Raw genomic sequence first — 20964 nt, forward strand, 5'->3', positions numbered from 1 at the left:
CCCTTCCCCATTTTTCAAACCGACCGCTTTCATGACCCATCGACGCCTTCTCCTGTCCGTTCTCCTGGCGGCCTTGCTGCCGATCGCCGCCACGGCCCAGACCGCCCCGGCGCCCGACCTGAGCCCCGAGCAGCCGGGCCGCCCGCGCGCGCAGAAGATCGACGAGGCCGTGCGGCTCGCGAAGGACTTCAAGTTCCAGAAGGAAGGCGTGCTCGTCGTGGGCACCACCACCGGCCGGCTGCCGTTCGCGGCCTACGCCACCGACACGAAGACGCCCGTGGGCAACGCGCCCGACATCGCGCAGCTCGTGGCCGACAGCCTGGGGCGCAAGCTGGAGCTGGTGTCCACCGCCTGGGCCGACTGGCCGCTGGGCCTGCAGTCGGGCAAGTTCGACGTGGTGGTGTCGAACGTGACCGTCACCGAGGAGCGCAAGGAGAAGTTCGACTTCTCGACCTACCGCAACGACCAGCTGGGCATCTACGTGAAGTCGGACAGCAAGCTGGGCGCGATCAAGGAGCCCAAGGACATCGCGGGCCTGAAGCTCATCGTGACGGCCAGCACGAACCAGGAGCAGATCCTGCTGCGCTGGAACAAGCAGAACATTGCCGCCGGCCTCAAGCCCATCGAGATCCAGTACTACGACGACGATGTGGTGCAGCGCCTGGCCATCCAGTCGGGCCGCGCCGACGCCTACGTGGGCCCCAATGCCATCGCGGCCTACGAGGCGCGCGACGGCAAGACCCGGCTCGCGGGCCTGGTGTCGGGCGGCTGGCCGCTCAACGCCGAGATCGCCGTCACCTCGCGCAAGGGCTCGGGCATTGCCGAGGCCGTGACGCTGGCGCTGAACACGCAGATCAGGAACGGCAACTACGGCAAGGCGCTGTCGCGCTGGAACCTGGCGTCCGAAGCGATCGAGGTGGCGCGCACCAACCCACCCGGCCTGCCGAAGAACTGAGGGGAGGGGACCATGTCGTTCAAGAAAAAACTGGGGGCGCTGGCCGCCCTCGGGCTGATGGCGTTCGCGCCGGCGCACGCCGCCGACACCTTCGACTTCAGCCCCGAACAGAAGGGCCGCCTGCACACCGGCAAGGACGCCGAGGCCGTCAACGCCATTCCGCCGAGCTTCAAGTTCGTGAAGGAGGGCGTGCTGACCATCGCCATCGCGCCGTTCGCGCCGCCGATCTCCACCTATGGCACCGACGCGAAGACGGTGGTGGGCTTCGACCCCGACTTTGCCCACCTCATCGCCGAGGCGCTGGGCCTGAAGCTGGAGCTGCGGCCCGTCGCCTGGGCCGACTGGCCGCTGGGCCTGAGCTCGGGCAAGTACGACGCCGTGATCTCCAATGTGGGCGTGACCGAGCAGCGCAAGGAGAAGTTCGACTTCTCGACCTACCGGCTCGGCCTGCACGGCTTCTACGTGCGCACCGACAGCGCCATCCAGTCGATCAAGGAGCCGAAGGACGTGGCGGGCCTGAAGCTCACGACCGGCGCGGGCACCAACCAGGAACGCATCCTGCTCGAATGGGACCGCCAGAACGTGGCCGCGGGCCTGAAGCCGGTGTCGATCCAGTACTACGACGACGATGTGACGCGCTGGCTGGCCGTGACGACGAAGCGCGTCGACGCCAACTTCAATCCCAACGCACCACAAGCCTACGAGGCCGCGAAGAACGGACAGCTGCGGCTGGCCGGCACCGTGAACGCGGGCTGGCCGCTGAAGTCGGACGTGGCCGTGGCCACGCGCAAGGGCAGCGGCCTGGCGGTGGCGCTGACCACCGCGGCCAACGGCCTGATCCGCAACGGCACCTACGCCAAGGCGCTCGCGCGCTGGCGTCTGGCCGAAGAGGCGCTGCCGAAATCGGAGGTCAACCCGCCGGGGTTGCCGAAGTTCTGACCCTGCGATTCCCACGACCATGACCATCCACCACATCGGTTTTCTCACGCCCGGCAACTACGACGAGGCCGACCCGCACGCGGGCCTCGAGGCTGCGCTGCGGCTCTTTGAATTCGGCGAGCGGCGCGGTTTCGACAGCGCCTGGGTGCGCCAGCGCCACCTGGAGCGCGCCGTGTCGTCGGCGCCGACCTTCCTGGCCGCCGCCACGCAGCGCACGCGCCGCATCGAACTCGGCGCGGCCGTGATCCAGATGGGCTACGAAAACCCGTTCCGGCTCGCCGAAGACCTGGCCACCGTCGACGTGCTCTCGCGCGGCCGCCTGCAGGTGGGCCTGAGCGCGGGCGCGCCGCCGCACGGCGCCTTGCTGGGCGGGCGCTTCCAGGACGCACCGCCGGCCACCGTCGACTTCACGCACAAGCGCGTGGCGCGGCTGCGCGCCAACCTCGAAGACGTGCTGCTGGGCGACGAGGACACGGTGGTCGAATCGGCCGGCGGGCGCGTGCGTCCGCGCGTGCAGCCCTATGCGCCCGGCCTGGTGGGGCGGCTCTGGTACGGCGGCGGGTCGCTGCGCTCGGCCGAATGGGCGGGGCGCAACGGCTTTCACCTGCTGCTGGGCAACGTGCTCACAGGCGAGAACACCGACGACTTCCTCGAGGCGCAGACCGGCCTCGTCGAACGCTACCGCGCCAGCGAAGTGCCCGGCGCGCGGCGCGGTCGGATTGCGCTGGGCCGTGTGATCGTGCCGCTGGACGGCGCCGATGCGGCCACGCGGCGGCGCTACCGCGCGTTCGCGGCAGGCCGCGTCGAACGCACGTTGTCGCCGCAGGGCGAGCGCCGCACGCTGTTCGCCGGCGACCTCGTGGGCAGCGCCGACGAGATCCTCGAGCGCCTGCACCGCGACCCCGTGCTGCCGCTGGTGAGCGAGCTGCGCGTGGAGCTGCCCTACAACTTCGACAGCGAGGCCTACGAGCAGATCCTGGACGACCTGGCGGTGCGCATCGCGCCCGAACTGGGCTGGCGCGTGCGCGCCGAGCTGCCACATCAAGAGGCCGCACTCGCTTGAGCCTCAGACGCTTTGCGCATGCGCTTATCGCAAACGCTTCGTTGGTGATCACGTGCTGCCTGCCTAGAGTTCGCTCTGATCTGTTTCAGATGTCTTCCATTCAACACAAGGAGTCCCGCATGTCGATCTTCAGCAGATGGTGGCGCGCCGCGTCCCTCGCCACGCTGACCTTCCTGGCCACCGCACCGTCGGCCTTCGCGCAGGCCTCGGCCGACGGCAGCGGCCCGCTGGTCTCGACCGACTGGCTCGAGAAGAACCTGCGCAACCCGAAGCTGCGCGTGATCGAGGTCAGCGTGAACCCGGGCCTGTACGAGCGCGGCCACATTCCGGGCGCGGTGAATTTCTCGTGGCACAACGACCTCAACGACCGCGTGCGCCGCGACATCGTGAGCCAGGCCGAATTCGAGAAGCTGCTGTCGGCGGCCGGCGTCGACAAGGACACCACCGTGATCCTCTACGGCGACACCAACAACTGGTTCGCCGCCTGGGGTGCCTGGGTGTTCGACCAGTACGGCGTGCAGAACGTGAAGCTGCTCGACGGCGGGCGCAAGAAGTGGGAGGCCGAGAACCGGGTGCTCGACAACCGCGCGCCCGAGCATGTCGCCACGCGCTTCAAGGTGACGCAGCCCAACCCCCAGCTGCGCGCGCGGCTGGCCGACGTGCTGGCCGTGGCCGAGGGCCGCTCCGACGCGAAGCTGGTCGACATCCGCTCGGCCGACGAGTACAGCGGCAAGATCTTCGCGCCGGCCGGCGCCGCCGAACTGGCGGTGCGCGCGGGCCACGTGCCCGGCGCGGCCAACGTGCCCTGGGGCCGCGCGGTGAACGAAGACGGCACCTTCAAGTCGGCCGCCGAGCTGAAGGCGATCTACGCGGCCGTCGGCATCGACGGCAGCAAGCCGGCCATCACCTACTGCCGCATCGGCGAACGCTCGAGCCACACCTGGTTCGCGCTGCACAAGATCCTGGGCTACAAGAACGTGCGCAACTACGACGGCTCGTGGACCGAGTACGGCAACGCCGTCGGCGTGCCGGTCAACAACCCGGCTGGCACGGTGTGGGCGTCCAAATGAATGAGTTGAGGTGAGATGAGTTCGAGGTGAGTCGGCGTTGGAGGGACCTCGCGGCCTCTCTGATGAGCGACATTGGGCGAGCCCTCGGGCTCGCTTTTTTTTGGGTCAACACAAAGGGACCGGGGCATGTCCGCTTCGTCAATCAGTGCGGCGCCTTCGCCGCCGCTTTCTCGCACAGGCCTAGCCGCTGCAGTCGTGGTGTTGCTGCTGGTCGCCGCCGGCGTGCACCTGCTCGGCGAGCGCAGCGGCGGCCGCGCGCTGGCCTTCGCGCTCGGGCTGGGCGCGGTGCTCGGCGTGGTGCTGCAGCGCTCGCGCTTCTGCTTCTACTGCCATGCGCGCGACTACTTCGAAGGCGGCGACGCGCGCGGCCTGCTGGCCATCGTGGCCGCGCTCGCGGTCGGCACCGTGGGCATGCATGTCGTCATGACCGGCTGGCTGCCCGTGCCGCAGCCGGGGCGGTTGCCGCCCGATGCGCACATCGGGCCGGTCAGCGGCGCCCTGGTGCTCGCGGGGCTGGCCTTCGGCGCGGGCATGGTGGTGTCGGGCTCGTGCATCAGCGCGCACTGGTACCGGCTGGGCGAAGGCTCGCCGACCGCGCCGTTCGCACTGCTCGGTGCGGGCGCGGGATTCCTGCTCGGCTTTGCGAGCTGGAACTGGCTCTACAGCGCCACCATCGCCACGGCGCCCGTGGTGTGGTTGCCGCATCACCTGGGCTATGCGGGGTCGGCGGCGCTGCAGCTGGCGGTGCTTGCGGCGCTCGCGGCCTGGCTCTGGCGGAAGCTGCCGGCGGGCCAGGCGGCGTCGCCCACGTCGCGCAGCTTCATCGACGCCGCGCGCCGGCTGCTGCACGGACGCTGGCCGTATGCGTGGGGCGGCCTCGCGGTCGGTGCGATCGCCGTGATCGTGGTGCTGCGGCTGCGCCCGCTGGGCGTGACAGCGGCGCTCGGCAGCGCCGCGCGCGACCTCGGCAATGCGCACGGCCTGCTGCCGCAGCGGCTGGACGGCCTCGACGGTTTCGGTGGCTGCGTCACGGCGGTGGTCGAAAGCCTCTGGCAGACGCCCAACGCGTTGCTGGTCGGCGGCCTCGTGGCTGGCGCACTGGCCGCGGCGCTCGCGAGCGGGCAATTCAAGCCCGCGTGGCCGACGGTGGGGCAGGTCGTGCGCGGCCTCGGCGGCGGCGTGCTGCTCGGGTGGGGCGCGATGACCGGGCTGGGCTGCACGGTCGGCAACCTGCTGTCGGGCACCATGGCCGGTGCGCTGTCGGGCTGGGTGTTCGGCGCGAGCGTGCTGCTGGCGGTGTGGGGCGGGCTGCGATTGAAGCGTCTCGCCGTAAGGGCGTGATCGCCGTTCATCGCAGCGCGGCAGACACCGCATTTCCATATGCGGAGTCCTTCTTTCGGAGCGGCGCGGGGCAGGGCACAGTCCCTCACGCACAGGCACAGGACGACGCCGCCCCGCGCGGTCGTCCGCCTGTCTTCTCTTCCAAAGAACACCCGAGGGATTCCATGCTCCGACCACTCCTGACCGCGGCCCTGCTGGCCGCCGGCCTGCTGCAGGCGCCTGTTGCCGCTGCCGAAACCGTGCGCTGGGCGCGCAGCGCCGACCCCGCCACGCTCGATCCGCATGCGGTCAACACCGGCACCAACTTCGGGCTGCTGCACCAGATCTATGAGCCGCTGATCCTGCGCGGTGCCGACAGCAAGTTGCAGCCCGCGCTGGCCACTTCGTGGAAGCTCACGGCCGATCCGACGGTGTGGGAGTTCAAGCTGCGCCCCGGCGTCAAGTTCCATGACGGCGCGCTGCTCACGGCCGACGACGTGGTGTTTTCGCTGCAGCGCGCGCAGGCGCCGAGCTCGGCGCTCAAGTCGCTGCTGTCGTCGGTGGCCGAGGTGAAGAAGGTCGACCCACTCACGGTGCATGTACGCACCAAGGGCCCGAACCTGATCTTCCCGAACAACCTCACGAACCTCTTCATCCTCAACGAGGCCTGGGCGAAGGCGAACAAGGCCGAGCAGTCGCAGGACGTGGCCAGCAAGACCGAGAACTTCGCCACCCGCAACGAGAACGGCACCGGCCCCTACGTGCTGGCCTCGCGCGAGGTCGATGCGCGCACGGTGCTCAAGCAGTTTCCGCAGTACTGGGGTCGCGGCCAGTTTCCGCTGGACGTGACCGAGCTGGTCTACGTGCCGATCAAGTCGCCCGCCACGCGCGTGGCCGCGCTGCTGTCGGGCGAGGTCGATTTCGTGCAGGACCTGCCGGCGCAGGACGTGGGCCGCCTCAAGGCCGACAAGCGCCTGCGCGTGACCGAAGGGCCCGAGAACCGTTCGATCTTCCTGGGCCTGAACGTGGGCGCGAAGGAACTCAAGTACGCCGACGTGAAGGGCAAGAACCCGCTGGCCGACCCGAAGGTGCGCGAGGCCATCGGCCTGGCGATCGACCGCGACGCGATCAAGGCGGCGGTGATGCGCGGGCTGTCGAACCCCTCGGGCATCATCGCGCCGCCGTTCGTGCACGGCTACGAGAAGGGCTTCGCGGCCTACCCGAAGGCCAACGCGGCGCAGGCGAAGAAGCTGCTGGCCGAGGCCGGCTACCCGAACGGCTTTGCGATCACGCTGCACACGCCGAACGACCGCTACGTGAACGACGAGGCCATCAGCACGGCGGTGTCGGGCTTCCTCGGGCGCATCGGCATCAAGACCACGGTGGCGGCGCGCCCGATCGCGCTGCACAGCACCGCCATCAACTCGGCCGACACCGACTTCTACCTGTTCGGTTGGGGCGTGCCGACCTACGACTCGGCCTACATCTTCGATTACCTGGTGCACACGCGCGGCAAGGACGGCCGCGGCCCGACCAACGCCACCGGCTACAGCAATGCCGAGGTCGATGCGCAGATCGCATCGCTGGCCGCCGAGAGCGACAAGGCCAAGCGCGACGCCACCATCAAGAGCATCTGGCAGACGGTGCAGAAGGAGCGCATCTACATCGCGCTGCACGACCAGGTGCTCAACTTCGCCTCGACCCCGAAGCTGGACATTCCGGTGAGCCCCGACGGCAGCGTGTTCTTCAAGAACGTGAAAGTGGCCAGGCCCTAGAGCGTCGGCCATGTGGGTTCATCTCTTGCGCCGGCTCGGCCAGTCCGTGCTGGTGCTGCTGGCGGTGTCGTTCGTGTCCTTCCTGGTGTTCCGCCACATCGGCGACCCGACCATCAGCCTGCTCGGCGAAGACGCCACGATCGAAGAACGCGCCGCGCTGACGGCCGAACTGGGTTTCGACCGCCCGGTGCCGGTGCAGTACTTGCGCTACGTCGGCCACGCGCTGCAGGGCGACCTGGGCGTGTCGTACCGGCTCAAGCGACCGGTGGTCGAACTCATCGCCGAGCGGTTGCCGGCCACGCTGGAGCTGGCGCTGGTGGCGGCCGTGCTGGCGGTGGCGGGCGGCGTGGCGCTGGGCGTGTACACCGCGATCCGACGCGACAGCGTGGCCAGCCGCGCGGTCATGGCGGTGTCGCTGGTCGGCGTGTCGCTGCCCACCTTCCTGATCGGCATCGGGCTCATCTACCTGTTCGCGGTCGAGTTGCGCTGGTTGCCGTCGTTCGGGCGCGGCGACACGGTGCAGCTGGGTGGCTGGAGCACCGGGCTGCTCACGGCCTCGGGCTGGGCCTCGCTGCTGATGCCCGCGCTGACGCTGGGCCTGTACAAGCTGACGCTGATCATGCGGCTGGTGCGCGCCGAGATGCTGGAGGTGCTGCGCGCCGACTACATCCGCTTCGGCCGCGCGCGCGGGCTGCGCGAGCGCGACCTGAACTACGGCCATGCGCTGCGCAACACGCTGATCCCGGTCATCACCATCACCGGACTGCAGATCGGCTCGCTGGTGGCCTTTGCCATCGTCACCGAGACGGTGTTCCAGTGGCCGGGCGTGGGCCTGCTGTTCATCACGTCGATCCAGGGGGTGGACGTGCCGGTGGTGGCGGCCTACCTGCTGCTGATCGCGCTGCTGTACGTGGCGATCAACTTCATCGTCGACCTGCTGTATGTGCTGGTCGATCCGCGCCTGCGACGCGCCTGACTCCTTTCTTGTTTTTCCGAATGACGCTTCCTTCTCCGACCGGCGTTCCCGCGCCGCGCCGCTGGCGCAACGCCGAGTCGCCCGTGCTGCGCGCGTTTGCACGCTCGCGCACCGTGCAACTGGCCGCCTTCGTGCTGCTGCTGGTCGCGCTGGCCTCGCTGTTCGCACCGTGGATCGCGCGGCAAGACCCGTTCGACCCGGCCGTGCTCGATCTGATCGACGCCTTCACGCCGCCGGGGCAGCAGGGCGCCTCGGGCGCTTTCTACCCGCTGGGCGCCGACGACCAGGGGCGCGACGTGTCCTCGGCCATCCTCTACGGGCTGCGCATGTCGCTGCTGGTGGGCGTGAGCGCGGTCGGGTTGTCGCTGATCATCGGCGTGCCGCTCGGGCTGGCGGCCGGCTATGCGGGCGGCTGGTTCGACACGCTGGTGATGCGCGTGGCCGATGTGCAGCTGACCTTTCCGGTGCTGCTGGTGGCGCTCCTGATCTTCGGCATTGCGCGCGGCCTGCTGCCCGAGGGCTACCGCGACGACATGGCGGTGTACGTGATCGTGGCGGCCATCGGGCTGTCGGAATGGGTGCAGTACGCGCGCACGGTGCGCGGCGCCGTGATGCTCGAGAAGCACAAGGACTACGTGGCCGCCGCGCAGATCATCGGCCGCTCGCGCACCGGCATCCTGGTGCGGCACATCCTGCCGAACCTGCTGGCGCCGGTGCTGGTGATTGCCACCATCAGCTTCGCGCTGGCCATCGTGGCGGAGTCGACGCTGTCGTACCTGGGCGTGGGGCTACCGCCCACGCAACCGTCGCTGGGCACGCTGATCCGCATCGGGCAGGGCTTTCTGTTCTCGGGCGAGTGGTGGATCCTGCTGTTTCCGGCGCTGGTGCTGCTGGCGCTGGCGCTGTCGGTCAACCTGGCGGGCGACTGGCTGCGCGACGCCTTGAACCCAAGGCTGCAATGAGCGCGCGCGACCCATCGCCATCGCCCCACGGCGAAACGCCCGTGCTGCGGGTGCGCGGGCTGGACGTGGCCTTCGACACGCACCGGGGCACGGTGCAGGTGCTCGATGGCGTCTCGTTCGAGATCGCGCCGGGCGAAATCCTGGGCGTGGTCGGCGAGTCGGGCGCGGGCAAGTCGATGGTCGGCGCGGCCGTCATCGGCCTGGTGCCGCCGCCGGGGCGCATCGCGGGCGGCACGGTCGAGCTGCACGGCGAGCGCATCGACACGCTTCGCGGCGAAGACATGCGCCGCGTGCGCGGGCGCCGCATCGGCAGCGTGTTCCAGGACCCGCTGACCAGCCTGAACCCGGTCTACCCGATCGGCCGGCACCTCATCGAAACCATCCGCACGCACCTGCCCGTGAGCGAGCAGGAGGCGCGCCGGCGCGCGCTGGCGCTGCTGGCCGACGTGGAGATTCCCGACCCCGAAAGCCGCATCGACCAGTACCCGCACCAGTTCTCGGGTGGCATGCGCCAGCGCGTGGCGATTGCGCTCGCGCTGTGCGCCGAGCCGCAACTGCTGATTGCCGACGAGCCCACCACCGCGCTCGACGTGTCGGTGCAGGCCCAGGTGATCCGCGTGTTCCGGCGCGTCTGCCGCGAGCGCGGCACGGCGGCGATGCTCATCACGCACGACATGGGCGTGATCGCCGAGGCGGCCGACCGCGTGATGGTGATGTACCAGGGCCGCGTGCTGGAGACCGGCCCGGTGCGCCAGGTGCTCGACCACCCACGCGAGCCGTACACGCGCGCACTGATGGCCGCGATTCCCTCGGTGCACGACAGGCTGCATCGGCTGCCGGTGCCCGAGATCGGCGCGGACCTCGCCGTGGCCGCCGCGCTGCCGCCCGCGCAGGCCGAGACCGTGGCGGCGCCGGCCGACAGCCCGCCGCTGATCCACGTGCAAGGCCTGTCGCGCGAATTCGATCTTTCGGCCGGCTGGCTCGTGCGCGCGCTCGCGCGCCAGCCGAAGAAGGTGCTGCACGCGGTCGACGGCGTGAGCTTCGACATCGCGCGCGGCCGCACCTTCGGACTGGTCGGCGAATCGGGCTCGGGCAAGTCGACCGTGGCGCGCATGATCGCCGGCCTCACGCGGCCCACGGCCGGCACGGTGCATTTCGACGGCATCGACCGCTGGGGCGACGCCGCGCAGACGGCCGCGCTGCGCCGGCGCTTCCAGATGATCTTCCAGGACCCGCATGCCAGCCTCAACCCGCGCTGGCGCGTGGACCGGCTCATCGCCGAGCCGGTCGAGGTGCTGGGCCTGGCCGCCAGCGCCGACGAAACCGCCGAGCGCGTGGCCCAGGCGCTGCGCCGCGTGCGCATGTCGCCCGACGACGGGCGGCGCTATCCGCACCAGTTCTCGGGCGGCCAGCGCCAGCGCATCGCCATCGCGCGGGCCTTGGCCAGCCAGCCCGAGTTCATCGTCTGCGACGAACCGACCTCGTCGCTCGACGTGTCGGTGCAGGCCCAGGTGCTGAACCTCATGCGCGACCTGCAGGACGAGTTCGGCCTGACCTACCTGCTGATCAGCCACAACCTCGCGGTGATCCGTCACATGTGCGACGACGTGGGTGTGATGCAGCGCGGGCGCCTGGTGGAGCAGGGCAGTGCGGCCGAAGTGCTCGATGCGCCGAAGCATGCGTACACGCGGGCGTTGATGGCGGCGGTGCCGGACATGCGGCACGCACCGGCTGCGGCCGTGCTCGCCACGGCATGAAGTGCCCTCAGGGCACGCGCTGCAGCTGCTCGCGCAGGATGCGCCGGATCTCCAGGATCGCCAGCGGGTGCTCCTGCACGCTGTGCGCCGACGGAATCACCAGCTCCGACACCGCGCCGTCGAGGTGCGCGCTGGTGTAGGGCACGATGCCGTCGCTCGACTCGGCCAGCGGCAGGCCGGGCGTGTCGTTGCCGATGATCGAGTGGTAGCGCACCTTCGGACTCAGCGGCAACCCGGACGACAGGCGCACGAACGCATCGCGGTCGCTGAGGTTGTCGATGCTGTTGGGAATGCGCAGCGGGCCCATGTCCTGCGAACTGGGCGCCACGCGCATCAGCTCGCGCGAGATGTCGTTGAGCTGGCCCAGCATGGCCACCGGCAGGGTGATGAGGTTGGCCACCCAGCGCGAGATGCGCTTGTTGGCGAACGAGGTGCCGCGGTGCGGCGACGCGATGAAGATGGCGTCGCTGACCTGGGGCAGCGGCTCGAAGCGCAGGTAGGGGCCCAGCCCTTCCTCGATGCGGCGGCGCTGCGCGGCCGGCATGGGGTAGCCCTCGCGCAGCGCGTCCCACAGCACGTCGCCCGACGACGACACCAGCAGGCGCGAGAGCACGCCGCCCATGCTGTGGCCGATGAGCGTGACGTTGCGCGACGCCTCGGCGCGGCCCTGCGGATCGAAGTGCACCAGGGTCTGCGTGATGGCTTCGCGGATGGCCAGGTTGTTCAGCGGCAGCGGCGCGTTGGTCGGGTAGTACACCTGCCAGATCTGGTAGCGGCGGCGCAGCGTCTCGTCGCCGAGCACTTCGTTCGCCACGTTGATCCAGGCCTCGGGGCTGCTGGCCAGGCCGTGCAGCATGACGATGGTGCGGCGCTTCGGGTCGTAGGGCTGCATCAGGTAGATGTGCGGCCGGGTCAGGCCCTCGGCGCCGCCGAACAGGCTGCGCAGCGCCTGCAGCGCGAAGTCGGAGCGGGCCAGCCACAGGCCGTAGCCCGAGGTGAAGTTGGCGGCCAGCGGAATCTCTTCGCCGGCCAGGTTGATCGTGCTGGTGCGGTAGGGGTCGAACACGGCGATGCGCAGCGTGCGCGTGGCCAGCACGTCCTGCAGGGTAGCGCCGTCGAACTGCAGCAGCGCGGTGAGGGCGGGGAAGGGCGTTTCGCTGAAGGGCGGGGCGTCTTCGTCGGCCTGCGCCGCGGTCGGGCGGTCGTCGCCCGCGGCCACCAGCTCGGCGCCGAAGCCGTCGCGGCGGTAGATGTTGCGCAGGCCCGAGAAGGTCAGCGAGGCGGCGGGAATCAGCTCTTTGGGCGGAGGCGCGTCGGGTGCGAGCTGCAGCGCCGACAGGTCGGCGTCGATGCGCCAGCCGCTCACCTGCGGAATGGCGGCCACCGACATGTCGCTCTTGCGGTAGCGGCTGAACAGGCCGGTGATGGCGCGCTGCACCGCGTAGTTGTAGTAGTCGCGCACCTGCGTCTGGCGGTCTTCGAAGGCGCGGTCGCGCGGCTTGCGCGCCGTGTGGAACAGGTAGGCGTAGGCGTGGCGCGCGGTTTCCAGCCAGGCCTCGATGGCTTCGGGCGCCATGGGCTGCGCGGCCGAGCCGCCATCGCCGCCCGCCAGCGCGAGCTGCAGCCACACCTCGGACAGCGCCGACATGCGTTGCTCGTCGCTCAGGCCGGCGGAGGTGGCGAGGTTCTGGCGGCAGGCGCGGCCGTCCTTGCGGCACTGGTCGGCGTCGGAGCCGATGACGCGCAGCACCTCCTGCGCGGAGCTGCTGAGCTGGCCGGTGGTGAGCACGTCGCCGCGCCGCTGCGCCAGGTAGTCGGCCGGCGAGATGGAGCCGACCGTGACGCCCGCGCAGCCGGTGAGCAGCGACAGCGCCAGCAGCAGGGCGGGGAAGCCAATGCGCTTCATGGCGCCACGCCCGGCAGGCCGTTGCGGATGGCCTGCGAGAAGTTCACGCCGGGCTGCTGGTCGGTGGCGATGGCCCGGTCGGTGATGCGGCCGCCAGCGCGCAGCGCCTCCATGCTCAGCCCCGGCGTCAGGCCGCCTACGTCGTGCAGGTACTCGGGCAGGTAGCCCGAGGCCAGCAGGCGGTAGTCCATCGGCAGGCCGGGCACGACGTGCCGGGCGAGGCTGTAGACGATGGTCGTGCAGTTGGCGGTGAGCGTGTTGTAGAAGCTCGGCGCGCGCGCCAGCGCATTGGCCTCGCCGACGTAGCCCAGGAACAGCGAACGCATTTCGGCCTGCGGCAGGCGCACGCGGTACATGTAGACGTCTTCGCCGCGCACGTTGGTGCGTACGCGCAGGATGTCGTGCTCGTCGGCGGCCACGAGGCTGTTCTCGAACTGCTTGAAGAAACCGCCCACGGACGAGAAGCTCTCGCCGCGCTCCTTGCGGATCTCGATGGAGAAAGTGACGAACTGGCCATCGTCGAAGCCGAAGGACACCAGCGTGTGGGCGATGGCCGGGCCGGTCCAGTACGACAGCGACACGTCGACCGAGCGCAGGCGGTCCAGGTCGTAACGGCGCGTGTCCCAGCGCACGGTGTAGTCGGTGTCGCTGCGCCAGTCGAAGTTGCGCACGTTCTCCATCGTGACCACGCTGCCCTCGACGCGCGGCTTCAGGTGGCGCGCCACGTCGTCGGCCCATTCGCGATGCTGCGAGGGCGCGATGGTGCCCCACCACTCGAGCAGCACGACGAAGCCGATGGCGTAGGCCAGCAGCGAGCGGCCGGCCTTGCCGCGCCACAGCAGCACGATCGCCGCCAGGCCGAAGAGGCCCCACAGCACCATCGCGCCGACCTTGAGCGGTGTCGCCACCGGCAGCTGGTACCAGAGGGCCGCGCAGGCCCAGGCGGCCGACAGCAACACGGCGAAGCTCACCAGCAGACGGCCGAGGGAGTGCAGGAGGATTCGGAGCATGAAGAAACGCGGAGGTGGAGGGCGGCCGATTCTCGTCGAGTTGCAGCCGCCGCCGTCGGGCTACAGCGGGTAGGTCACCAGCTTGAAGTCCGGGTCCTCGGGGAAGGACTTCACCGAGAAGCCCAGCCGGCGCACCAGCTTGAGCATGTCGGGGTTGCCGGCCAGCACCAGCCCGTCCATTTCGGAAAGGCCGCGGTCGCGTGCCACGTCGATGATGCTTTCCATGAGGCGCGAGCCGATGCCCTTGCCGCTGAACTCGTCGGCCACCACGAGCGAGAACTCGCAGCTGGTCTGGTCGGGGTTGGTGATGTAGCGCGACACGCCCACGATGCGCTCGCTCTCGAGGATGCTGCCGTCGGGCGCGGTGCTGCGCTCCATCACGGTGGCGACCAGCGCCATCTCGCGGTCGTAGTCGATGAGCGTGAAGCGCGACAGCATCGACGGCGGCAGCTCATGGAAGCGCGAGACGAAGCGGAACCAGCGGCTCTCGGGCGACAGCCCCTGCACCAGTGCCTGCAGCATCTGCGCGTCGTTCGGATGTACCGGTCGCACGACGTACGCGCCGCCACCGGGCAGCGGCCATTCGCGCCGGTAGCGCGCGGGGTACGGCATGATGGCCAGGTGCTGGTAGCCGTTGCCCACCGGGCCCGCCACGGCCTGCGTGCTGCTGTCGACCACGATGCGCGCATCGACCGACACCGCGCCGTGCTCGTCCACGATGATGGGGTTGATGTCCATCTCGCGCAGCTCGGGCAGCTCGCACACCATTTCGGACACGCGCAGCAGCACGTCCTCGATGGCCTCCATGTTCACCGCGTTGGCGCCGCGCCATTCGCCCAGCGTCTCGGCCACGCGCGAGCGCTCGATGAGGTGGCGCGCCAGGAACTGGTTCAGCGGCGGCAGCTCCATCGCGCGGTCGTTCATGAGCTCGATCATGGTGCCGCCGGCGCCGAAGACGATCACTGGGCCGAAGGGCTGGTCGGTGACCAGGCCCACGTAGATTTCGCGCCCGCGCCGCGCGCGCACCATCTTCTGCACGGTCACGCCGTTGATGCGGGCATCGGGCGCCAGGCGTGCCACGCGCTCCATCATCTCCAGGTAGGTGTCGCGCGCGCTGGTGCCGTTCATCACGTTCAGCGCCACGCCCTCGACGTCGGACTTGTGCGAGATGTCGGGCGAGTCGATCTTGAGCGCCACCGGAAAGCCCAGCTGCGTGGCGATCATCATGGCCTCGTTGGCGCTGCGCGCGAGCAGGGTGCGCGTGATCGGGATGTGGAAGCACGACAGCAGCGACTTCGACTCCATCTCGGTCAGCACCTTGCGCCGCTCGGCCAGCACGCTCTCGATGAGCAGGCGCGCGCCGTCGATGTCGGGCTTGGCCAGCGCCGACAGCGGCGGCGGCGTCTGCTGCAGCAGCTGCTGGTTCTGGTAGAAGGCCGCGATGTTGCCGAAGGCGCCCACGGCCGCCTCGGGCGTGCGAAAGCTCGGGATGGTGGCCTCGGCCAGCACGGCCCGCGCATTGCCCACCGATGCGTCGCCCATCCAGCACGACAGCAGCGGCTTGGGCATGGGGCGCGGAATGTCGGCCAGCGCGCGCGCCGTGGCGGCCGCGTCGACGCCGGCCTTGGGCGAGAAGATGGCGAGCACGCCGTCGATCTGGCTGTCGGCCGAGGCGGTGTCGATGGCGGCGCGAAAGTGCGCGGGCGTGGCGTCTTCCGACAGGTCGATGAGGTCGGTGAGCGACGCGAGCGCCGGCAGCGAGGGCTGCAGCGACCGCTGCGCGGGGGCCGAGAGGCGGCCCAGGTCCAGGCCGATCTCGTTGATCCAGTCGGCCGCGAGCACGCCGGGGCCGCCGCCGTTGGTGACCACGGCCAGCCGCTTGCCCACCGGCCGGTAGCGCGAGGCCAGGCATTTGGCGGCCGAGAACAGTTCGACGAAGGAGCGCACCCGCACCGCGCCCGCGCGGCGCAGGGCGGCGTCGAACACGTCGTCGCTGCCCACGATGGCCGCGCTGTGCGTCTGCGCGGCCTCGTTGCCGGCCGGCTTGCGGCCCGCCTTGAGCACCACCACCGGCTTGGCGTGCGAGGCCGAGCGCAACGCGCTCATGAAGCGGCGCGCATCGGCAATGCCCTCGAGGTACACGATGATGCTGTGCGTGCTCGAATCGTTGGCCAGGAAGTCGAGCACCTGCGGGATGTCGACCGAGGTGTGCGGCCCGAGCGACACCACGCTGGAAAAGCCCACGCCGTTCTGCCGCGCCCAGTCGAGCATCGAGGCCGTGAGCGCACCCGACTGCGACACCAGCGCCAGCGGCCCGGTGCGCGCGAGCGGGCCGGCCACGCTGGCGTTCAGGTGCAGCGGCGGGCGTTGGAAGCCCAGCGAATTCGGGCCCAGCAGGTGCACGCCTTCGCGGCGCGCGATCTTGCGCCACTGCGCGGCCTGCTCGGCGGCGATGCCGGTGGAGATGACCACCGCGGCCTTGCAGCCGATGCGGCCCGCGATCTCGAGGGCGGCCGCCACGTCGTGCGGCGCCAGCGCGATCAGCGCCAGGTCGGCGTGCGTCTGCGCCAGCTCTTCGAGCGTGCCCTGGGTGCGCACGTCCAGAAAGCGCAGCGTGCTGTCGAAGCGGTCGGCCCGGAAGGCCTCGCGCAGCGTGCGGCCCAGGGCGGTCTGGCCCCCCGGATCGCTGGGCTGGCCGACGAAGGCCACGATCGACGCCGGGGCGAACAGGGGGGTCAGGAAATGCTTGTCCATGCCCTAGTTTGCCCGGATCGGGGCGTGCCGCAAGCACCGCGTGTACACTCGCCGGCTCATGTCGTGCCTTTCACTTTCCCCCGTTGCAGCATCCAGCGCCGCCGTTGTCGGCCGCACGATGCCGTTCGCCGCCTGCGTGCGAACGAGCGACGCAGTGAATGCACGAATGATTACCACCATGACCGCCGCGGCCCCCTGAGCACGCGCAGGGTGGCCGCTCCGGCAGCCACCTGGTGTCTCTTCTCCCGAATGAACGAAACCCAGCTGGCAGCTGGGTTTTTTTGTTTTTGTCCTGTTCGTTCGTTGTTTGGAGAAGCCCATGTACCGCGATCCCGTCTCGTCCTTCCTGCCCCAGCCCAGCCATCCTGCGGCCATTCGCCCCCTGCGCGTCGGCATGATCGGCATCGGCACCGTGGGTGCGGGCACCTTCCGCGTGCTGGCCCGCAACCAGGACCTCATCGCCGCCCGTGCCGGGCGCGGCATCGAGGTGACGGTGGTGGCCGCGCGCAACCTCGCGCGCGCCCAGGGCATCGTGGGCGAGGGCGTGGCGCTCACGGCCGACCCGATGCAGGTGGCCACCGATCCCGATGTCGATGTGGTGGTCGAGGTGGCCGGCGGCACCGGCCCGGCGCGCGACTGGGTGCTGGCGGCCATTGCGCACGGCAAGCACGTGGTCACGGCCAACAAGGCGTTGCTGGCCGTGCACGGCCCCGAGATCTTCGCCGCCGCCAGCGCGCACGGCGTGCCCGTGATGTACGAGGGCGCGGTGGCGGTGAGCATCCCCATCGTGAAAGCGCTGCGCGAGGGCCTCACGGCCAACCGCATCGAATGGGTGGCGGGCATCGTCAACGGCACCACCAACTTCATCCTGAGCAAGATGCGCGACGAGGGCCTGGACTTCGGCGACGCGCTCGCGCAGGCCCAGGCGCTGGGCTATGCCGAGGCCGACCCGGCCTTCGACATCGAGGGCGTCGACGCCGCCCACAAGACCGCACTGCTGGCCGCCAACGCCTTCGGCATGCCGGTGCGCTTTGCCGACGCGCAGGTCGAGGGCATCACGGCGCTGCAACGTGTGGACGTGGCCTGCGCCGAACAGCTGGGCTTTCGCGTCAAGCTGCTGGGCGTGGCGCGCCGCCGTGAAGAAGGCGTGGAGCTGCGCGTGCAGCCCGCGCTGGTGCCGGCGACGCACCTGCTCGCGCAGGTGAACGGCTCGATGAACGGCATCATGGTCAAGGGCGACGCGGCGGGCGTCACGATGTACTACGGCGCGGGCGCCGGTTCGGAGCAGACCGCCTCGGCCGTGATCGCCGACCTGGTCGACGTGGCGCGCCTGGACGGCACCCACGCCGGCCAGCGCGTGCCGCACACCGGCTTCCACGCGCATGCGGTGCGCGAGCTGCCGGTGCTGCCGCGCGCGACCGTGCGCAGCGCGCACTACCTGCGCGTGCCGGTGCAGGCGGCGACCGACATCGCAGCCGTGGCCGACCTGCTGGCCGCGCAGCGGCTGCCGGTGCGGCAACTGGTGCTGGCGAACGGGCCGGCGGAGGCGGCGCCGCAGGTGCTGGTGATCACCGAATCGGCGTTGCAAAGCGCGGTCGATCTCGCCTTGCACGCGTTGCAGACGAGCCCGGTCGTGGCTGGCCCGGTGATCGCACTGCGCGTCGAAACCCTCGACGACTGAAGGCCTGTCACCGAACTCCCGAGGATTTTCAATCGGACTGACATGCGCCGCTGCGAGGATGGCCCGCAGTGCTCGTCGTTGTCCTTGTGAAGTCTTTTCCCGGGAGTTGTGGAACATGGCCGCCCGTTCAATCCGTCGCCGTGCCGAGCGGGCCTTCACCCTCATCGAACTGATGGTGGTGCTGGTCATCATCGGCGTGCTCGCCGCGCTCATCGTGCCGAGTCTGATGGACCGCCCCGACCAGGCCCGCGCCACCGCGGCGCGGCAGGACGTGGCCGCGATCATGCAGGGGCTGAAGCTCTACCGCCTGGACAACGGCGCCTACCCTAGCGCCACGCAGGGCCTGCGTTCGCTCGTCGAGAAGCCGGCCACGGGCAAGGTGCCGACGAACTGGCGCACCTACCTCGAACGCCTGCCTCAGGACCCGTGGGGCAACGCCTACCAGTACCTGAACCCCGGCACGCACGGCGAGGTCGACGTGTTCTCGCTGGGCGCCGACGGCGAGCCCGACGGAGAAAAAGCCAACGCGGACATCGGCTCCTGGTAGCGCGGGAACGGCACCGTGGGCGCGATGGCAGGGATCGGAACAGGCCGCCGGCAACGGCGCATGCGCGGCATGGCGGTGATCAGCGCCTTGCTGATCGTCGCGGTGATCGCCGCGCTGGCAGCCGCGCTGCTCGGGCGGCAGTCGGCCTTCATCCGCACCACGCAGGGCGAGCAATCGCGCGTGCAGGCGCGCTGGCTGCTGCGCGGGGAACTGGGCGCGGCGCAGCGGCTGTTGCGCGCCGAGGCCGTGCGCGAGCCGACCACGCGCCTGGACGGCCTGTGGACCCGGCCGTTCGCCGGGCCCGTGGCGGGGCAGGTGGCCGCCGAGGGCGCGCGGCTGCTCAGCGAGATCAGCGACGAGCAAAGCAAATTCAACCTGCGCAACCTCGTCGACCGGGGCCGCATCGACCCGGCCGAAGCGGCCGTGTTCCAACGGCTCTGCACGATGACGGGCGTCTCGCAGGCCCAGGCGCAGGCGCTCATGCGGCGCGTGGTCGGCAGCATCGCCGACCCCGAAGGCGAAGCCGCGCAGACGATGCCCGATGCGGCAGCCGACACGATGGCCGCAACGCCGGGCCTGCCGCCCGAGTTGCCGCGCGCCCCGCAGGCCCCGCGCCCGCGCGTGCTGGAAGACCTGCAGGCTGTGCCTGGCGTCGATGCCGGCGTGATCGCGCGGCTCGCGCCTTTCGTCACGCTGCTGCCGGCGCGTACCTGGATCAACGCGAACACGGCCAGCGCCGAGCTGCTCGCAGCAGGTGTGCCCGGGCTGGCGCTGGACAAGGCGCGTGCGCTGCTCGCCGCGCGCGACCGTGGCCAGTGGTTCATCAACCGTGGCGACTTTGCGAACCGGCTCCAGATGCCCGCGCTCGACGAGCGCGACGTGCGCATCGGCATCGACAGCAACTGGTTCCGCGTCGCCAGCGTGCTCGACACGCCGCGCACGAAGTTCGTGCAGGTCGCGCTGCTGCAGGACGACAAGACCAGTGTGCCGCGCGTGGTCTGGCTGCGGGAGGGCGTGTGAGTGCTCTGAAAGTCGATCGCCTGCGCTTGCAATTGCCGCCCTGGCCGGGCGAAGGCGAAACCGATGCCGTGGACGCCGAGGTGCACTGCGGCTGGCGCGCCGCCGACGGCCGGTGGCACGACGGCGGCGCGCTCGCACTAGGCGCCGTGGCCGGCCGCTTCGAGGCGCGCCATCTCGAGGTTGCGCTGGCGCCGGGCGAGGTGGCGCTGGCGAGCTTCGCGCTGCCGCCGCTGACGGGGCGGCACCTGCATGCCGCGGTGCTCGGGGCCATCGAGCCCTGTGCGTTGCAGTCGATCGACGCGCTGGCGGTGGGCGTCGGCCCGCGCGGGGCCGACGGCACGGTGCCGGCCGCTTGGATCGCGCGCGACGCGATGGCGCGCTGGCTGGCGCTGCTGCGCCGGCACGGCATGGCGCCGCGCGCGCTGTGCCTGCCGACCGCCTTCCTGCCGACGCCCACCGAGGGCTGGACAGGCCTGCAGTTGGACCGCTGGCTCGTGGTGCGCACCGGCGCCGGCGCGGGCTTCATGCAGGCGCTGCCGCACGGCGCGGACCGCGACGCCGCGCTCGCGGCGTATGTGACGAGCGGCGAGGCGGCGTCGCCGGCCGTGCACTGGACGGCGCAGGAAGAGGGCGACGCGGCGCGCTGGTCGGGCGAGGGCTGGCGCTGGGCGCTGTCCGCGAGCGACCCCGCGCAGGCGCATGCGGGCGTGGCGGCGCTGCTGCGGCCGGCGGCCTTGTGGGGCTGCATGGCCGCGCTCGTGTGGACGGCCGGCCTCCAGGTGCATGCCAACCGGCTGGCGACGCAAGGCCAGGCCCTGAAGCGGGAGATGGCCGCGCGGGTCAAGGCTGCGTTTCCCGAGCTGCCCGTGGTCGTCAACCCCGTGCAGCAGGCGCGCCAGCAGAAGGAGGCGAGGGCGGGCCAGGCACCGCAGGCCGCAGTCGGCGGCGATTACGCGGGGCTGTCGCGCGCGGCGGTGGGCTTGCTCGCGCAGCTGCCGGCCGGGCAGGTCCAGGCCATGCACTACACGGCGGGCGAGCTGCGCGTCCGCTGGCGCGAGGGCGCGGCGCCGAACACCGAGGCGCTGCGCGTGCTGCAGGCGCAGGCGCGCGAGCGAAGCTTGTCCGCCGACCCGGAGGCCGGCGCACTGCGCATCACGCCGGCCACGGCCCGCGCAGAGAAGGACACCCCGTGAACCTGTCCCGAAGGGGTGGCGTCCTCCTCGACCCTG

General features: G+C 70.6%; 16 protein-coding genes. 13 read left to right on the plus strand and 3 right to left on the minus strand.

Features of this window, described 5'->3' with window-relative positions:
• Positions 1 to 31: 31 nt before the first annotated feature.
• The 9 genes from AC07SQ_RS00785 to AC07SQ_RS00825 all read left to right on the plus strand — a co-directional run bounded on the left by AC07SQ_RS00785 (position 32) and on the right by AC07SQ_RS00825 (position 10817).
• Positions 32 to 955 (plus strand): ABC transporter substrate-binding protein, encoded by a 924-nt coding sequence (locus tag AC07SQ_RS00785; protein ID WP_495271353.1) that lies wholly within the window; start codon positions 32 to 34, stop codon positions 953 to 955.
• 12 nt (positions 956 to 967) lie between these two features.
• Positions 968 to 1894 carry an ABC transporter substrate-binding protein gene (locus tag AC07SQ_RS00790; protein ID WP_495271352.1) on the plus strand — a complete coding sequence of 309 codons (927 nt, stop codon included), beginning with the start codon at positions 968 to 970 and terminating at the stop codon, positions 1892 to 1894.
• Positions 1895 to 1913: 19 nt separating this feature from the next.
• Positions 1914 to 2957 (plus strand): LLM class flavin-dependent oxidoreductase, encoded by a 1044-nt coding sequence (locus tag AC07SQ_RS00795; protein ID WP_495271351.1) that lies wholly within the window; start codon positions 1914 to 1916, stop codon positions 2955 to 2957.
• Positions 2958 to 3076: 119 nt separating this feature from the next.
• Positions 3077 to 4027 carry a sulfurtransferase gene (locus tag AC07SQ_RS00800; protein WP_062472823.1) on the plus strand — a complete coding sequence of 317 codons (951 nt, stop codon included), beginning with the start codon at positions 3077 to 3079 and terminating at the stop codon, positions 4025 to 4027.
• A 126-nt stretch (positions 4028 to 4153) separates the two neighbouring features.
• Entirely contained in the window at positions 4154 to 5368 is a 1215-nt protein-coding gene (locus tag AC07SQ_RS00805) for a YeeE/YedE thiosulfate transporter family protein (RefSeq protein WP_495271350.1), read from the plus strand.
• 164 nt (positions 5369 to 5532) lie between these two features.
• The gene (locus AC07SQ_RS00810) at positions 5533 to 7122 is read left to right on the plus strand and encodes an ABC transporter substrate-binding protein (RefSeq protein WP_495271349.1); all 1590 of its coding nucleotides are present in this window, start codon (positions 5533 to 5535) and stop codon (positions 7120 to 7122) included.
• Between the two features lie 10 nt (positions 7123 to 7132).
• Positions 7133 to 8098: an ABC transporter permease gene (locus AC07SQ_RS00815; protein WP_101491495.1), complete on the plus strand. Its 966-nt coding sequence runs from the start codon at positions 7133 to 7135 to the stop codon at positions 8096 to 8098.
• A gap of 20 nt (positions 8099 to 8118) precedes the next feature.
• Positions 8119 to 9060, plus strand: coding sequence for an ABC transporter permease (locus AC07SQ_RS00820; RefSeq protein ID WP_495271348.1), 942 nt, complete (start codon positions 8119 to 8121; stop codon positions 9058 to 9060).
• Entirely contained in the window at positions 9057 to 10817 is a 1761-nt protein-coding gene (locus AC07SQ_RS00825) for a dipeptide ABC transporter ATP-binding protein (protein ID WP_495271347.1), read from the plus strand. Before AC07SQ_RS00820 ends, AC07SQ_RS00825 begins: the two co-directional genes overlap by 4 nt.
• Before the next feature lie 7 nt (positions 10818 to 10824).
• Here AC07SQ_RS00825 and AC07SQ_RS00830 read toward each other — a convergent pair whose 3' ends face one another.
• The 3 genes from AC07SQ_RS00830 to AC07SQ_RS00840 are packed head-to-tail and all read right to left on the minus strand — an operon-like array spanning position 10825 to position 16487.
• Entirely contained in the window at positions 10825 to 12723 is a 1899-nt protein-coding gene (locus tag AC07SQ_RS00830; RefSeq protein WP_495271346.1) for an esterase/lipase family protein, read from the minus strand.
• On the minus strand, positions 12720 to 13733 hold the full coding sequence (locus tag AC07SQ_RS00835) for an Lnb N-terminal periplasmic domain-containing protein (RefSeq protein ID WP_495271345.1): 1014 nt from the start codon (positions 13731 to 13733) through the stop codon (positions 12720 to 12722). The genes AC07SQ_RS00830 and AC07SQ_RS00835 overlap by 4 nt, the downstream gene beginning before the upstream one ends.
• 60 nt (positions 13734 to 13793) lie before the next feature.
• A complete protein-coding gene (locus AC07SQ_RS00840) occupies positions 13794 to 16487 on the minus strand; it encodes a bifunctional acetate--CoA ligase family protein/GNAT family N-acetyltransferase (RefSeq protein ID WP_495271344.1) in 2694 nt (897 codons plus the stop codon).
• Between the two features lie 319 nt (positions 16488 to 16806).
• On the opposite strand from AC07SQ_RS00840, the gene AC07SQ_RS00845 reads away from it, so the two are divergent.
• From AC07SQ_RS00845 to gspL, 4 genes are all read left to right on the plus strand, one after another.
• Positions 16807 to 18168, plus strand: a complete 1362-nt coding sequence (locus AC07SQ_RS00845; protein ID WP_495271343.1) for a homoserine dehydrogenase — start codon at positions 16807 to 16809, stop codon at positions 18166 to 18168.
• A gap of 115 nt (positions 18169 to 18283) precedes the next feature.
• On the plus strand, positions 18284 to 18715 hold the full coding sequence (gspG, locus tag AC07SQ_RS00850) for a type II secretion system major pseudopilin GspG (RefSeq protein ID WP_307638249.1): 432 nt from the start codon (positions 18284 to 18286) through the stop codon (positions 18713 to 18715).
• A gap of 24 nt (positions 18716 to 18739) precedes the next feature.
• Positions 18740 to 19735: a type II secretion system minor pseudopilin GspK gene (gspK, locus tag AC07SQ_RS00855; RefSeq protein ID WP_495312997.1), complete on the plus strand. Its 996-nt coding sequence runs from the start codon at positions 18740 to 18742 to the stop codon at positions 19733 to 19735.
• On the plus strand, positions 19732 to 20928 hold the full coding sequence (gene gspL, locus AC07SQ_RS00860) for a type II secretion system protein GspL (protein ID WP_495271341.1): 1197 nt from the start codon (positions 19732 to 19734) through the stop codon (positions 20926 to 20928). The genes gspK and gspL overlap by 4 nt, the downstream gene beginning before the upstream one ends.
• Positions 20929 to 20964: the final 36 nt, after the last annotated feature.

It is taken from the genome of Variovorax sp. GW821-FHT06D12, assembly GCF_059419205.1.

Excerpts from the sequence above, each read along its gene's own strand:
- AC07SQ_RS00825 (WP_495271347.1), top strand. The coding sequence starts at position 9,057 with ATGAGCGCGCGCGACCCATCGCCATCGCCCCACGGCGAAACGCCCGTG.
- AC07SQ_RS00815 (WP_101491495.1), top strand. The coding sequence starts at position 7,133 with ATGTGGGTTCATCTCTTGCGCCGGCTCGGCCAGTCCGTGCTGGTGCTG.
- AC07SQ_RS00835 (WP_495271345.1), bottom strand. The coding sequence starts at position 13,733 with ATGCTCCGAATCCTCCTGCACTCCCTCGGCCGTCTGCTGGTGAGCTTC.
- AC07SQ_RS00830 (WP_495271346.1), bottom strand. The coding sequence starts at position 12,723 with ATGAAGCGCATTGGCTTCCCCGCCCTGCTGCTGGCGCTGTCGCTGCTC.
- AC07SQ_RS00810 (WP_495271349.1), top strand. The coding sequence starts at position 5,533 with ATGCTCCGACCACTCCTGACCGCGGCCCTGCTGGCCGCCGGCCTGCTG.
- AC07SQ_RS00805 (WP_495271350.1), top strand. The coding sequence starts at position 4,154 with ATGTCCGCTTCGTCAATCAGTGCGGCGCCTTCGCCGCCGCTTTCTCGC.
- AC07SQ_RS00845 (WP_495271343.1), top strand. The coding sequence starts at position 16,807 with ATGTACCGCGATCCCGTCTCGTCCTTCCTGCCCCAGCCCAGCCATCCT.
- AC07SQ_RS00840 (WP_495271344.1), bottom strand. The coding sequence starts at position 16,487 with ATGGACAAGCATTTCCTGACCCCCCTGTTCGCCCCGGCGTCGATCGTG.
- AC07SQ_RS00800 (WP_062472823.1), top strand. The coding sequence starts at position 3,077 with ATGTCGATCTTCAGCAGATGGTGGCGCGCCGCGTCCCTCGCCACGCTG.
- AC07SQ_RS00820 (WP_495271348.1), top strand. The coding sequence starts at position 8,119 with ATGACGCTTCCTTCTCCGACCGGCGTTCCCGCGCCGCGCCGCTGGCGC.
- gspG (WP_307638249.1), top strand. The coding sequence starts at position 18,284 with ATGGCCGCCCGTTCAATCCGTCGCCGTGCCGAGCGGGCCTTCACCCTC.
- AC07SQ_RS00785 (WP_495271353.1), top strand. The coding sequence starts at position 32 with ATGACCCATCGACGCCTTCTCCTGTCCGTTCTCCTGGCGGCCTTGCTG.
- AC07SQ_RS00790 (WP_495271352.1), top strand. The coding sequence starts at position 968 with ATGTCGTTCAAGAAAAAACTGGGGGCGCTGGCCGCCCTCGGGCTGATG.
- AC07SQ_RS00795 (WP_495271351.1), top strand. The coding sequence starts at position 1,914 with ATGACCATCCACCACATCGGTTTTCTCACGCCCGGCAACTACGACGAG.
- gspK (WP_495312997.1), top strand. The coding sequence starts at position 18,740 with ATGGCAGGGATCGGAACAGGCCGCCGGCAACGGCGCATGCGCGGCATG.